The organism is Streptomyces sp. NPDC001220, assembly GCF_053597895.1.
In genome coordinates this window covers 177,222-190,299 of the sequence record NZ_JBSFJE010000013.1, presented here as the reverse complement: position 1 = coordinate 190,299, position 13,078 = coordinate 177,222, and the positions used below count along the sequence as shown (strand labels likewise).

At 72.0% G+C, this 13,078-nt stretch carries 13 protein-coding genes; 6 read left to right on the top strand and 7 right to left on the bottom strand.

Annotated features, from left to right (window positions below; all coding sequences use genetic code 11):
* Window positions 1-100: 100 nt before the first annotated feature.
* Together ACWDGI_RS29550 and ACWDGI_RS29545 are read right to left on the bottom strand one after the other, a co-directional pair.
* On the bottom strand, window positions 101-2,119 hold the full coding sequence (locus ACWDGI_RS29550; RefSeq protein WP_450764090.1) for an NPCBM/NEW2 domain-containing protein: 2,019 nt from the start codon (window positions 2,117-2,119) through the stop codon (window positions 101-103).
* Between the two features lie 281 nt (window positions 2,120-2,400).
* A complete protein-coding gene (locus ACWDGI_RS29545; RefSeq protein ID WP_450764088.1) occupies window positions 2,401-2,754 on the bottom strand; it encodes a hypothetical protein in 354 nt (117 codons plus the stop codon).
* A 217-nt stretch (window positions 2,755-2,971) separates the two neighbouring features.
* On the opposite strand from ACWDGI_RS29545, the gene ACWDGI_RS29540 reads away from it, so the two are divergent.
* The 3 genes from ACWDGI_RS29540 to ACWDGI_RS29530 all read left to right on the top strand — a co-directional run bounded on the left by ACWDGI_RS29540 (window position 2,972) and on the right by ACWDGI_RS29530 (window position 4,608).
* Window positions 2,972-3,166, top strand: coding sequence for a hypothetical protein (locus ACWDGI_RS29540; protein WP_450764086.1), 195 nt, complete (start codon window positions 2,972-2,974; stop codon window positions 3,164-3,166).
* Between the two features lie 145 nt (window positions 3,167-3,311).
* Window positions 3,312-4,352 (top strand): NUDIX hydrolase, encoded by a 1,041-nt coding sequence (locus ACWDGI_RS29535; protein WP_450764084.1) that lies wholly within the window; start codon window positions 3,312-3,314, stop codon window positions 4,350-4,352.
* Window positions 4,353-4,356: 4 nt separating this feature from the next.
* The gene (locus ACWDGI_RS29530; protein WP_450764082.1) at window positions 4,357-4,608 is read left to right on the top strand and encodes a hypothetical protein; all 252 of its coding nucleotides are present in this window, start codon (window positions 4,357-4,359) and stop codon (window positions 4,606-4,608) included.
* Here ACWDGI_RS29530 and ACWDGI_RS29525 read toward each other — a convergent pair.
* From ACWDGI_RS29525 to ACWDGI_RS29515, 3 genes are all read right to left on the bottom strand, one after another.
* The gene (locus ACWDGI_RS29525) at window positions 4,596-5,636 is read right to left on the bottom strand and encodes a protein kinase family protein (protein ID WP_450764080.1); all 1,041 of its coding nucleotides are present in this window, start codon (window positions 5,634-5,636) and stop codon (window positions 4,596-4,598) included. The genes ACWDGI_RS29530 and ACWDGI_RS29525 overlap by 13 nt on opposite strands.
* Window positions 5,637-5,646: 10 nt before the next feature.
* Window positions 5,647-6,369 (bottom strand): MBL fold metallo-hydrolase, encoded by a 723-nt coding sequence (locus ACWDGI_RS29520; protein WP_450764078.1) that lies wholly within the window; start codon window positions 6,367-6,369, stop codon window positions 5,647-5,649.
* Between the two features lie 61 nt (window positions 6,370-6,430).
* Window positions 6,431-7,786 carry a M20/M25/M40 family metallo-hydrolase gene (locus tag ACWDGI_RS29515; protein ID WP_450764076.1) on the bottom strand — a complete coding sequence of 452 codons (1,356 nt, stop codon included), beginning with the start codon at window positions 7,784-7,786 and terminating at the stop codon, window positions 6,431-6,433.
* A gap of 234 nt (window positions 7,787-8,020) precedes the next feature.
* Between ACWDGI_RS29515 and ACWDGI_RS29510 the strand changes: the two genes are divergently transcribed.
* Complete coding sequence (locus tag ACWDGI_RS29510; RefSeq protein ID WP_450764074.1) at window positions 8,021-9,298, top strand: geranylgeranyl reductase family protein; 1,278 nt, start codon at window positions 8,021-8,023, stop codon at window positions 9,296-9,298.
* On the opposite strand, the gene ACWDGI_RS29505 is transcribed toward ACWDGI_RS29510, so the two are convergent.
* Window positions 9,288-9,737, bottom strand: coding sequence for a nitroreductase family deazaflavin-dependent oxidoreductase (locus tag ACWDGI_RS29505; protein WP_450764072.1), 450 nt, complete (start codon window positions 9,735-9,737; stop codon window positions 9,288-9,290). The genes ACWDGI_RS29510 and ACWDGI_RS29505 overlap by 11 nt on opposite strands.
* A gap of 205 nt (window positions 9,738-9,942) precedes the next feature.
* Here ACWDGI_RS29505 and ACWDGI_RS29500 point away from each other — a divergent pair, with 205 nt between their 5' ends.
* Window positions 9,943-10,641 carry a TetR/AcrR family transcriptional regulator gene (locus ACWDGI_RS29500; RefSeq protein ID WP_450764070.1) on the top strand — a complete coding sequence of 233 codons (699 nt, stop codon included), beginning with the start codon at window positions 9,943-9,945 and terminating at the stop codon, window positions 10,639-10,641.
* Window positions 10,642-10,907: 266 nt separating this feature from the next.
* Here ACWDGI_RS29500 and ACWDGI_RS29495 read toward each other — a convergent pair whose 3' ends face one another.
* Window positions 10,908-12,011 carry a medium chain dehydrogenase/reductase family protein gene (locus tag ACWDGI_RS29495; protein WP_450764068.1) on the bottom strand — a complete coding sequence of 368 codons (1,104 nt, stop codon included), beginning with the start codon at window positions 12,009-12,011 and terminating at the stop codon, window positions 10,908-10,910.
* A gap of 325 nt (window positions 12,012-12,336) precedes the next feature.
* Here ACWDGI_RS29495 and ACWDGI_RS29490 point away from each other — a divergent pair, with 325 nt between their 5' ends.
* Window positions 12,337-12,987 carry a TetR/AcrR family transcriptional regulator gene (locus ACWDGI_RS29490; RefSeq protein WP_450764066.1) on the top strand — a complete coding sequence of 217 codons (651 nt, stop codon included), beginning with the start codon at window positions 12,337-12,339 and terminating at the stop codon, window positions 12,985-12,987.
* The last annotated feature ends 91 nt before the right edge of the window (window positions 12,988-13,078 follow it).

Below are 13,078 nucleotides of genomic sequence, written 5' to 3'. Positions count from 1 at the left end.
GGCAGGAACGTTCAGGCCCGGTCGGCCGGGGTTCAGGTCCGGCCGACCGGGCCGCTCGGGGACGGCCGGCCGGGACGTGTGAGGCGGTGTCCGCGGGCCGTCAGCAGGTGATCCGCGCGTCCGCCCAGTCGCCGTGGTCGGAGGTGACGCCGTTCCCGCCGTCGGTGACGACGAGGCTGACGACCTCGGCGCCGGTGACGTCGGCGGTGAGCGGCTGGGCGGGCATGTCCGTGGTCAGGACGCCGGTCGACGCGACCTTCGTGCCGTCCGCCCAGACCTCGAAGGAGACGCTTCCGGCGGCGGCCTCCTCGTCGTCCACGCCGACCTCGGCGGTGACCTTCTCGCACGCCTTGCCGGTGTAGTAGTCGACCTGGCTAGGAGCATGGGTGCCGAGCCCCTTGGCGTACACCACCCCGCCGACGGTGATCGGATGCCCGTCGCCCGCGGCGGTCTCCCCGTTGCTGGTGTCGCGCTCCACGGGGCCCCAGCCGTTGTCGGCCGACAGCCAGGGAAGGTCGCTGAGATAGGAGCTTCCGGCGGGCGGCGGGTCCGCGACGGTCGTCGTGATCGTCATGGTGCTCTCGGCGCGCACGCCGGCCGGCGACCGGTAACGCGTCCGGAGCCCGAGGTCGTAGGACCCCTTCGGCGTCCCCGCGGGAGCGGTCACCTTCCAGCCGGTGCGCAGGGCGCGGCCGGTCGGCAGTGCCGCGGACCTGGTCGGCGAGGTCGCGGTGACGGTCCAGCCCCGGGGGCCGGTGAGCGTCACGGAGACCTTGTGGGCGGTGCTGCGGCCGAGGTCGGTGACGGAGGTGGTGAGCGCGGCCGTGCTGCCCGGCTCGACGAACCGGCTGCCGGTCAGGCCGAGTTCGACGGCCGGCGGGTTGGCCGCCCAGTGCCGGTCGGCGGCGACCCGGACCAGGACGGTGCCGTGTGCCGGGACGACCGCGGAGAGGGTGCCCGCGGTGTTGTAGCTCCGGTGCCGCCACAGGTCGCGCAGGGTGTAGGCGGGCGCGTTCGGGAGGCCGGCCGCCTGGGCGGTGGTCGCGATGCGCTGGGGGGAGTTGGACTCGTTGAAGAGGGCGACCGCGCGGCTGCCGTCCTGCAACTCCTTGGTCACGACCCAGCGTCCGCCGGCAGAGGAGAGCACCGTGCCCTGCTTGCCGAGCGGGTCCTGGTCGACGGCGATGACCTCCTTGTCGTCCAGGATGTCGAAGGTCGCCGGGGAGGCCTTGCGCAGGTCGGTGCCGATGAGCAGCGGGGCGGCCATCATCGACCACATCGAGAAGTGCGAGCGGTACTCGGTGTCGGTCATGCCGCCGTTGCCGACCTCCAGCATGTCCGGGTCGTTCCAGTGCCCGGGGCCCGCGTAGGGCGCGAGCGGCAGGTTCTGCTTCAGGATCGACACCATCGAGCCCCAGCTGTCGCTGATGTCCCCGGTGGTGCGCCACAGCTGGCCGACGTCCGAGGCCCACTCCCAGGGCTTGTTCTCGCCCCATTCGCAGATGCTGTAGACGATGGGCCGCCCGGTCGCCTTCAGCGCGTCCCGCATGGTGAGGTAGCGCTGCTTGGCGTCCACGCCCTGGTTGTTGCAGTTGTCGTACTTGAGATAGTCGACACCCCAGTCGGCGAACTGCCGGGCATCGCTGTACTCGTGGCCGAGGGCGCCCGGGAAGCCCGCCTCGTTGCAGGTCCTGGTGCCCGCGCTGGTGTAGATGCCGAGCTTGAGGCCCTTGGCGTGCACGTAGTCGGCGACCGCCTTGATGCCGTGGGGGAAGCGGGCCGGGTCCGGGACCAGCCTGCCGTCCGCGTCGCGGCTCGGCAGGGCCCAGCAGTCGTCGAGGTTGACGTACCGGTAGCCGGCGTCCTTGAGGCCCTTCGCCACGAAGAGGTCCGCGATGCCCTCGACCATGGTCTCGTCGAAGTCCGCACCGCAGTGCGTGGAGTTCCAGTTGTTGAAGCCCATCGGCGGGGTGAGGGCGAGACCGTCGGCGGGGGCGGGCGAGCCGGCGGCCCCGCCGCCGGCGACGGCGGGTGCGGCGAGGCCCGCGGTGCACAGCAGTGCCGCGGCCAGTGCTCCGACCACTCTTCGGCGGGTTGTGCGGGTGTGAGGGTGACGCATCGTTACGCTCCTCCGACTCGCGAAAGGTGGGATGACGACAGGGAGGCGTCATCGGTGCGCGCTTATGGTAGGAGCTGTTGAGCTGTGTTGGAAGGGAAGCGGTGAAGGTTGCTCCAGTTCTCGTACTGGCCTGCTTGTGGGGCCTGTTGGGGAGGGGGCACCGTCGCGCGCGTTGGGTTGTGTTGATTGGCGAACCCGAGAGCCTGTGAGGTCTCTGGGACCTGCCTGTGGGGTGGCCCGGTAGGACATCCGATGTCCTGGTACGGCGACGGCACCCGGCCTCACCGGAACTCGTGGACCACGTCGATCGTGCCGACGATGTGCGCGTTGAACTCGTGCAGCTCCTCGGCGGGCACCCAGAGCTCCAGGATCGTGCTGCCGCCCGCCTGCTGGACGGGGTAGCGGCGGACGAACTCCGTGTCGACCTCGAAGCGGGTCACGAAGCCGGCGCCGTCGTGCCTGACGTTCCAGTCGCGGGCGATCCTGATCGCGTAGTCCTCGTCGAGCACCGGGTAGAAGATCGGCTGCTCGGGCAGCCGGGGCGGCCAGGCGCGCCACGCCAGCTCCCGGACCAGCGCGAGCTCCACGGGGCCGGTGGGGCGCCAGAGGGTCGTGGTCGGTCGCGGGCTGTTCATGGCGCAGGTCTTTCCGTGCGGTCGGGAGATCGGGTCTCCCGACCTTGGCCGCGCGGTGATCGCCGGGGCCACCCGGTTTCCGCGTGGGACCGACGGCGGGGTGCCCACCGCCGGCCGTCGCCCGTTCGCCGCCGCCGTGCCGACGTGCCGCCCCGCCGCGTTGCTCCCCTCGCGGGGCCGCCCGTGACCCCTGGCCGCCCGCGTAGTTGGACGGGGCATGAAGAAGCGCAGCATGCTCGCCATCGCCAGCCTGGCCACCGGATTCGTCGTGGCCGCCATCACTCCGTCCCATGCCGCCGCCGCCGACGGCCCGCTCGACGACCTGCACCTCTCGGACACCCTGGAGCACGTCGGCCATCTCGTGGGTGAGGACAGCTTCCAGACCGATCGGGACTTCCTGGGCCAGGAGTAGCCCGGCGGGGCAGGAGTGAACGACGGTGCCGGTGTTCCGCCGAGGGAGCACCGGCACTCCGTTTTCCGCGCCCTCAACGGGAACTGGTTTCCGTGGCAGTGTGGAGCGGGCAAGCCTCAGGGGGCCAACAGAAGAGGGGGAGTCCGTGATCGTCTGGGTCAACGGCGCGTTCGGTGCGGGGAAGAGCACCACCGCACGTGAACTGATCGAACTGATCCCGAACAGCACGCTCTTCGACCCCGAGGTCATCGGCGGGGCACTGACACACCTGCTACCGGCCAAGCACCTCGCCGAGGCCGGCGACTTCCAGGACCTGCCGATCTGGCGACGGCTGGTGATCGACACGGCGGCCGCGATGCTGGCCGAGCTGGGCGGGACCCTGGTGGTTCCCATGACGTTGCTGCGCCAGGAGTACCGCGACGAGATCTTCGGCGGCCTCGCCGCCCGCCGGATCGCCGTCCGGCATCTGTGTCTCACCCCGGCCGAAACGATCCTGCGCGAGCGAATAGCCGGGCGGGAGATCCCGTCCGACCTGCCGGACGGCGAGATGCGCGTCCGGCAGTGGTCGTACGACCGGATCGAGCCCTACCGTGCCGCCCTCGCCTCCTGGATCGGCGCCGACGCCCATCTCGTCGACACCAGCGCCCTCACCCCGTACGAGACGGCCGTGTACATCGCCGAGGCCGTCGGCACGGGTGCCGCGTCCGTCTGCGACATCGTGCAGACCCCGGAGCCCACCGCAGAGACCCTCGCGGCCGGGGTGCTCCTCTTCGACGAGCAGGACCGCGTCCTGCTCGTCGACCCCACCTACAAGGCCGGCTGGGAGTTCCCGGGCGGTGTCGTCGAGCCCGGCGAGGCCCCCGCGCGGGCGGGCGTGCGCGAGGTCGAGGAGGAGACCGGGCTACGGCTGGAGAAGGTGCTGCGGCTGCTGGTCGTCGACTGGGAGCAGCCCGTAGCGCCCCGCTACGGAGGCCTGCGGCTGCTCTTCGACGGCGGCCGGCTGGACTCCGCCGAGGCCGGCCGGCTGGTGCTGCCGGGACCCGAACTGCGCGGCTGGCGCTTCGTCACCGAACAGGAGGCCGCCGAGATGCTGCCCCCGGTGCGCTACGAACGGCTGCGCTGGGCCCTGCGGGCCCGCGAGCGCGGTGCCGCGCTCTACCTGGAGGCCGGCGTCCCGATCGGTTGACATCTTGCGCCGGGAGCCCTGCGACAGCACGGAACCCGCTCTGCGCCCGGTCGGATCCGACGTCCACCGCAGTCCTCAACACGGCCCGGTACGCCCGCCCAGCGGCTGCCGCTTCCGCACCCGCTGCCCCGAGTGCGCGAGCCAGCTCACCGACAGCGAACGCGCCGCCCGCGTCGAACAGGTACCGGACCTGCTCGACCGGGGCGGCGGGAACCCGGTCGCCTGCCACTACGCGGAGAACGTTCAGCTGCTGTAGCCGTCCGGGTACGGAAACGGCGTCAGCCGGCTCTCCCGCTCCAGTCCCCGGCAGAAGACCTCCATGGTCACGGCGACGGGAGCGTGCCGGACCAGCAGCTCGGCGGCGGCCCGGGGGATGCCCTCGGGGTGCCGCCCGCCGGCACAGCTCCGCACGAACTCCGCACGCTCCTCGCCCCGGTACCCGTACAGCGCGGTGACCAGCCAGATGACCAGGTAGTAGGTGGTGTAGGCGAGGTCGTAGTGCCGATGCCGGCCGAGGAAGTCCCGCTCCTCCGGAGCCAGTCGGAAGCGGGGGCTGAGCGAGAGCCCGAAGTCGGTGAGGTACAGCTGCCGGCCGTCGGTGAGGATGTTGCGGAAGTGGGCGTCGAGGTGGAGGAGCCGGCCGCTCGCCAGGAAGGCGGTCAGCTCCGTCAGCCGCCGGGCTGTGGAGGCGCACGCCGAGTCCGCGCGATCCGTGCGCAGCTCTGCGTCCAGCCAGTCGTGCAGGGTGTACGGGAAGTGCTCCAGGAACAGGGTCAGGCTCGCGGAGGCGTCCCGCAGACTCTCGATCCGGTCCCGTACGCCCGTGGAGCCGCCCCAGTAGGCCACCGCCCCTTCGATGTCCGCGAGTTCACCGGGCAGCGGGGCCGGGGCGTCGGGCAGCACCCGTTGGTGGTGGAGCAGCGGGAACCCGGGGAATTGGCCCGCCAGCACCCAGTTCGTCGTGGCCACGTGCGCGGCCAGCTCCCGCCAGGCACCGAACCCCGGTCCGCCGATGGCGCCGACGCCGTAGTGGCAGTACGGCGGCAGGCCGAAGAGGTTCGCGGTGGAGCGGGCGTGGCGCGGGTCCCGCTCCCGGTCGGTCAGCGGGATCCGCTTCACGAACACCGGCCTGCCGTCCACGGTGATCCGCACCGCTCTGCCGCCGATCCCGGTGCCGAGCGGCTCACCCGCCGCGACCAGCCCGGCCAGCTCGGCATCGCTCAGCAGGGCCAGCGAGGTCGCGATGTCGGAGTGGGCGGCGATACGGCGCGCGGTGTAGGTCATGCCCCCATGGTCACCGCGGTGGTCCGTAGGTGTCCGCGGATTCCCGCAGCACCTGTGAGGCGTCGGCGGTCACCGGATCGCCGTGGCCGAAGCACGCCGTCTCCGTCTCCAGGGCGGCCAGCCGCCGGAAGGACGTGAGGGCCAGGTTCCGGTCGAGGTTGAACACCCCGGGCACCACCGCACCGGTGGCCGGCGCGGCCGCCACCGCGTCCCCGGTGAACAGCACACCGTACGCGGGCAGATGGAGGGCGATGCTGCCGTGCGTGTGCCCGGGGACATGGACCACCCGGGCACCACCGCCGAAGTCCAGGACGTCCCCGTCGGACAGCTCCGTCACCTCCGCCGGGGGGACCGGCCCGCCGACGGGCAGCAACTCGGCCGCCGCGGCGTGGATCGGCAGCTCCCAGTCCTCGAACACCGGCGGGGGACCCGGGAGTTCGCCCCGGACCACCGGAGCGTCCAGGCGGTGGGCCAGCACCTCGGCTCCGCTCAGCGCGGCGAACTCCGCCGCCCCGCCGACGTGGTCCTCATGAAAATGGGTGAGGACGATCCGCCGTACCGCGGAAGGGGACCGCCCCAGCGCGGTGAGCGCGTCGGAGATCGGCCGGCCCGAGCCGGGCGGGCCGGTGTCGACCAGCGTCGAGGCACCGGTGTCCGGGTCGTGCCAGAGGTAGGCCTGACCCACCGGGAAGCGCAGCAGGTGCAGCCGGGGGAGCAGTTCGACGACGTCCATGCCCCGACCGTAGGAGGGCCCCCGTCCGCGGACGAGAGCCCTCTGCCGTGGGCAGAGCGGTTCAGCCCGCCGCGTAGTTCCGCAGGAACAGCGCCTCGGCCACCGACAGGCGCTCCAGTTCCTCGGGAGACACGCTCTCGTTGACCGCGTGGATCTGCGCCTCCGGCTCGCTCAGCCCGATCAGCAGGATCTCGGCGTGCGGGTAGAGGCTCGCCAGGGTGTTGCACAGCGGGATGGAGCCGCCCTGACCGGCGTACTGCATCGTCTCGCCCGGGTAGGCGACGGCCATCGCGTCGGCCATCGCCTGGTACGCCGGGCTGGTGGTGTCGGCACGGAACGGCTGGCCCTGGCCGACCGCCTCGGTCCGCACCCGGGCACCCCACGGGGTGTGCGCCTCCAGATGGGCCTGGAGCAGCTTGCTCGCCTCGGCCGCGTCCACGCCCGGCGGCACCCGCAGGCTCACCAGGGCACGGGCGCTCGCCTGCACCGACGGGGTGGCGCCGACCACGGGCGGGCAGTCGATGCCGAGCACCGTGACCGCCGGACGCGCCCAGATGCGGTCCGCGACCGACCCGTCGCCGATCAGCCCGACGCCGTCCAGCACCTTGGCGTCCTTGCGGAACTGCCCCTCGTCGTACTCCAGCCCCTCCCAGCCGGACTCCGGCGCGAGCCCGTCGACCGTCGTCGAACCGTCCTCGGCGCGCAGCGAGTCCAGCACCCGGATCAGCGCGGCCAGCGCGTCCGGGGCGGCACCGCCGAACTGCCCGGAGTGCAGATTGCCCTGGAGCGTGTCGATCTGGACCCGGAGCATGGTCATGCCGCGCAACGTCGTGGTCACCGTCGGCAGGCCGACCCGGAAGTTGCCCGCGTCGCCGATGACGATCGTGTCCGCCGTCAGCAGGTCGGGGTGCTGCTCGGCATACCGCTCCAGCCCGCCGGTGCCCATCTCCTCGGAGCCCTCGGCGATCACCTTGACGTTGACCGGGACGCCACCCTTCGCCTTCAGCGCACGCAGCGCCAGCAGGTGCATGATCACGCCGCCCTTGCAGTCGGCGGCGCCGCGCCCGTACCAGCGGCCGTCCCGCTCGGTCAGCTCGAACGGCGGGGAGGTCCAGGCGGCCTCGTCCAGCGGCGGCTGCACGTCGTAGTGCGCGTACAGCAGGACCGTTTTGGCACCCTCCGGCCCAGGCAGGTAGCCGTACACCGACTGTGTGCCGTCCGGGGTGTCCAGCACGGCGACGTCCACGAAGTCCTCGGCGCGCAGCGCGTCGGCGACCCAGTTCGCGGCGCCCTCGCTCTCGCTCCTCGGGAACTGGACGAAGTCCGCCACCGACTTGAAGGCCACCAGCTCGGCGAGCTCCGCCTTCGCCCTGGGCAACAGGGCGGCGACGGTCTCGGCGACCGGATTGGACGACATGGGCACGCTCCTCGTGGGTGCGACGTTGAACTGGTGAGTACATGGATCCTCCCACAGCGGCCTGCGGCGATCTCCGCCGTAGGATGCGGGGGACAGGTGGTAGGTGCGCGGCTACGGACGGACAGGGCCTGACCCACGGGTCGTACGGCACCTGCGGCTTGGTTCAGCACCTATGGCTTGATATGGCATACGGCACTTACGGCTTCTACGGCTTGATCGGAGCAGCGGACCATCGTGAGCGGTGAGAATTCTTCGGCGGACGACATGCAGCGGGTGTGGGACGTCGTCGTGGTGGGCGCGGGACCCGCCGGGGCTTCGGCGGCCTATGCGGCGGCGGTCGCGGGACGGCGCGTGCTGTTGCTGGAGAAAGCCGAGCTGCCCCGCTACAAGACCTGCGGCGGCGGCATCATCGGACCCTCGCGCGACGCGCTCCCGCCCGGCTTCGAGCTGCCCCTCAAGGACCGGGTGCACGCGGTCACCTTCTCCAACAACGGACGGTTCACCCGTACCCGCCGCTCCAAGCAGATGATGTTCGGGCTGATCAACCGGCCCGAGTTCGACCAGCAGCTGGTCGAGCACGCCCAGAAGGCGGGCGCCGAACTGCGCACCGGCGCCGCCGTGCAGCGCGTCGAACAGCACGGCTCGGCCGTCCCCGACCGGCGCACGGTCGCCGTGGTCCTCCAGGGCGGCGAGACCCTGCTGGCCCGCGCGGTCGTCGGCGCCGACGGCAGTGCCAGCCGGATAGGCGCCCACGTCGGCGTGAAGGTCGACCAGGTGGATCTCGGTCTGGAGGCGGAGATCCCGGTGCCGGAGCCGGTCGCCGAGGACTGGAAGGGGCGGGTGCTCATCGACTGGGGCCCGATGCCCGGCAGTTACGGCTGGGTCTTCCCCAAGGGCGACACCCTCACCGTCGGCGTGATCTCGGCACGCGGCGAAGGCGCGGCCACCAAGAGGTACTTGGAGGACTTCATCGCCCGGCTCGGCCTCGCCGGCTTCGAGCCCAGCATCTCCTCCGGCCACCTGACCCGCTGCCGCGCCGACGACTCGCCGCTGTCCCGCGGCCGGGTGCTCGTGTGCGGTGACGCGGCGGGCCTGCTCGAACCGTGGACCCGCGAGGGCATCTCCTTCGCGCTGCGCTCCGGGCGGCTCGCGGGGGAGTGGGCGGTGCGGATCGCCGAGGCGCACGACGCGGTGGACACCCGCCGTCAGGCGCTGAACTACGCCTTCGCCGTCAAGGCCGGCCTCGGCGTCGAGATGAGTATCGGCAAGCGGATGCTGGCGGTGTTCGAGCGCAGGCCCGGCCTGTTCCACGCGGCCCTGACCGGTTTCCGCCCCGCCTGGCGCGCGTTCAAGGAGATCACCCAGGGCCGGACCTCGCTCGGCGAACTCGTCCGCTCCCACCCGCTCGCCCAGCGCGCTCTCACCACCCTGGCCCCGGAGCCCGTCGCCTCGGAGAAGGCCGCCGAGGCGGACGCGGACGACACGGACAGCGAGGACTCGGTCACTTCGTGACGGCGATCCGGAAGACCGGGTGGTCGGGGGCGATGCGGCGCAGGTCGGCGTCGGGAGAGTCGGGGCCGACCCCGTTGAAGAAGACGCCGACCTCGGCCTTCCAGCGCTTCAGGTAGGCCCGCAGCAGCTCGACCTTGTCGTCGTCGGCGACCTCGGTGGCGGTGAAGGCGTCCACGTTCTTGCCGAGCCGCAGCTCGCCGCCGCCGGCGGCGCGCATGTTGTGGGTCCACTGGACGTGGCCGCGCGGTGCGAGCAGGTACTGCTGCCCGTCCACCGTCAGCAGGTTCACGGGGGTGGTGCGCCACTCCCCGCTCTTGCGTCCACGGACGGCGAGGACACGGGAGCCCCAGATGCTGATACCGCGCCGGGTCAGCCAGGCCACCGTCCGGTTGAAGATGTTGACGGTGAACCAGCCGGGCTTCTGGACGTGTGTCGACACGGTGACCCCCCACAGTTTAGGAGAGCGGTGCTCTCGCTTGACTCCAGTGTGGGGGAGATCGGCGATCCAAAGCAAGAGCAGTGCTCTCTTTTTTGTGCGGTGCACCTGTTCGGGATCGGTGCACTGAAATGGGTGCGGTGCTCAAGTGCGAGTGCACTGCTCCACATTGTGTGCACCGCTCTACATGCGTGGCAGACTGCTCTTCATGAGCACCGCACAGGGCGCCCGCGCGCGAGCCAGGATGGAAGTCACCGCGGCCATCAAGGGCGAGGCGCGCAGACAACTCGCGGCCGAGGCTGCGGCCAAGCTCTCGCTGCGGGCCGTCGCGCGCGAACTCGGCATGGTCTCCTCGGCGCTCTACCGCTACTTCCCGAGCCGTGACGACCTGCTCACCGCGCTGATCATCGACGCCTACGACTCCCTCGGCGAGGCCGCCGAAGCCGCGCACGCCACCGCCGCTGCCGCCGACGCCGTACCGGCGCAGCGCTGGGTCACCGTGTGCGAGGCGGTGCGCGGCTGGGCGCTGGCGCACCCGCACGAGTACGCGCTGATCTACGGCTCGCCGGTGCCCGGCTACTCGGCCCCGGACACCACCATCCAGCCGGCCGCCCGGGTCGCCCTCGTCCTGATCGGCATCCTGCTCGACGCGTTCGAGCGGCGCGGTCTGGCCCGTACCCCCGTGCCCGCCGACCTCGCGCCCGAGGCCCGCCGGATGGCCGACGAACTCATGCCGGGCCTCCCGCCGGAGGTGGCCGTGGCCATGGCCGCGGCGTGGGCGCAGCTGTTCGGGCTGGTCGGGTTCGAACTGTTCGGCCAGTTCAAGGGGGTCGTGGAGGACCGGGACCGGTTCTTCCGGCACGCGGCCGCCCAGCTCGCGCACGGGGTGGGCCTGGTCTTCCCGTAGCGGGCTTGGGCGAGCGTGGCGACGAACCCGGACTCGCCGCCGCCTCGGCCCCGGCCCGTCCTCGAGGACGACGGGGCGTTCGCGAAGAGCGGTCGCCGGGCCAGTGGCCGTCACCGCGACCGTCACCGTGCCGCCGGGCGTCACCGTGCCGCCGGGCGTCACCGTGCCCCCGGCTGTCACCGTGCCCTCGGCCATCACTGCACCTGCGACCGTCACCGTGCCCCCGGTCGTCACTGCACCTGCGGCCGACACCGCGTCGACGGTCGTCACCGCACCGGGGCGGCCGACGTGCCGGCGCCGTCTTCCGGCACGAGGACGATCTTGCCCGCGACCGTCCCGGACTCGGCGAGCCGCAGAGCCTCGGCGGCCTGGGTGAGGGGCAGCCGGGCGGCGATACGGGCGGTCACCTCACCGCGCTGGAGGGACTCGAACACCTGGGTGAGGTCGGCGCTCAGCCGGGCCCGGAAACGGTCCTTGCCGAGGGCGCGGCCCTCCCAGACGTTGAAGAAGTACGCGTGCCGGCCGTTGGGCAGCGCGTTCCAGAGCCACACCCGGCCGAGGATCTTCAGCACGGGCAGTTGCTTGGAGCCCGAGTCGTCCCGGGTGGTGGCACTGCCGTAGGCGACGAGGGTGCCGCCGGGGGCGAGGAGATTCCAGGAGTCGACGACACTGCGGCCGCCGAGGTGGTCGAAGACGGCGTCGACACCGCCGGGGGCCAGTTCACGGACCCGGGCCGGGACGTCCTCGGCGCGGTAGTCGACCGGGGTGACGCCCAGCTCCCGCAGGGCGTCGTGGTGGCGGGCCGAGGCCGTACCGATGACGTGCAGGCCCGCCGCACGCGCGAGCTGGACGAGAACCGTGCCGACTCCGCCGTTGGCGCCGTGCACCAGGATCGTTCCGCCCTGCCGCACCCTGGCCTTGCGGTGGAGCATCTGCCAGGCCGTGATGCCGTTGACGACCAGCGTCTCGGCCTCCGCCGCGCCGACCCCGGCCGGCACCTCCACGGCGTCGGCCGCGTCGAGCACGACGTGACTGGCCCAGCCGCCCACCTTGACCAGGGACGCCACCCGCTTGCCGACGAGCCCGGGCGTGACCCCCGCGCCGGCCGTGAGCACCGTGCCGACCAGGTCGTAGCCGGGAACGAAGGGGAACGGCGGCTGGTCGTAGTAGCGGCCGCGGCGCATCTGCTGTTCCGCGAAGGAGACGCCGGTGGCCTCCATGCGTACGACGATCTGGCCGGCGCCAGGAGCCGGGATCTCCCCGCGCCGGATCTGCAGCCCCTCGGGCTCCACGATGCCCGGCAGGACGACCTCGACGAGCTGGGTGCCTGCGGTGGTGCCCTGGGGTGCGGCGTTTCCTGCGGTTTCCATGACGACCTCCATGACGATCTCCCGGTAGGTGCAGCCGCAAGCGAGAGAGGCTCTCGCTTGCGTTAGAAGCTATAACTAAAATGACTGGTCCTAGCCAAGGTGTCAAGCTCTCTCGTCGCGGAGTGCTCTAACTACTGTTAGATGGCATCTCTAAACTGATAGGTTGAAACGGACGAAACAGTCCTGAAGGTCAGAGGCTCGGAAACCCGGAGCCCCGGAGCCTCGAAGCGCTCGGGACACCCGGAATACCCGGGACGCCCAGGACACCCGGGACGCCCGGGCTTCGGGAGTCCGGTGCGTCAGCAGCGAGAGGAGCGTGCAGGTCATGGCGGCAGATGCGGTGAGCCCCCGCGAGCGGTACCGGAGTCAGGTGCGGGCCGACATCAAGACGCGCGCCTGGGAGCAGATCGCCAAGTCCGGCGCGTCGGGCCTGTCCCTGAACGCGATCGCCAAGGAGCTGGGCATGAGCGGCCCCGCCCTCTACCGCTACTTCGGCAGCCGGGACGAGCTGATCACCGAGCTGATCCGGGACGCCTACCGCGGCCTGGCCGACACCTTCCGCACCGCCGCCGACTCCCGGGCCGGCGTCGAGGGCCTGGCGCGCGCCCTGCGCGGCTGGGCGCTCGACGACCCCCAGCGGTACTTCCTCGTCTACGGCACGCCGGTGCCCGGCTATCACGCGCCGGAGGACATCACCGCCATCGCCCGGGAGATCATGGCCGCACTGCTCGACGTCTGCGCGGCGGCCGAGCCCGAGGCGCCGGCCTCCGCCGGTTTCACCGCGCACCTCGCCCAGCACCGCGAGTGGGCCGGGGGCCACCCCGCGTCGCCGGGGGTGCTGCGCCGGGCGCTGGCGTTCTGGACCCGGATGCACGGCGTGCTCTCCCTCGAACTCGCCGGGCAGTTCGCGGGCATGGGCTTCGACCCGGAGCGGCTGTTCGACGCGGAGGTCGCCGAACTCACGCCCGGCCGCTGACGCCACCGCGCGGCACGGTGCTGCAGGTCACCGGACCGCACGGCACGGCGCCGCACGGCACGGCACGGCACGGCTCTGCACCGAACGGGCA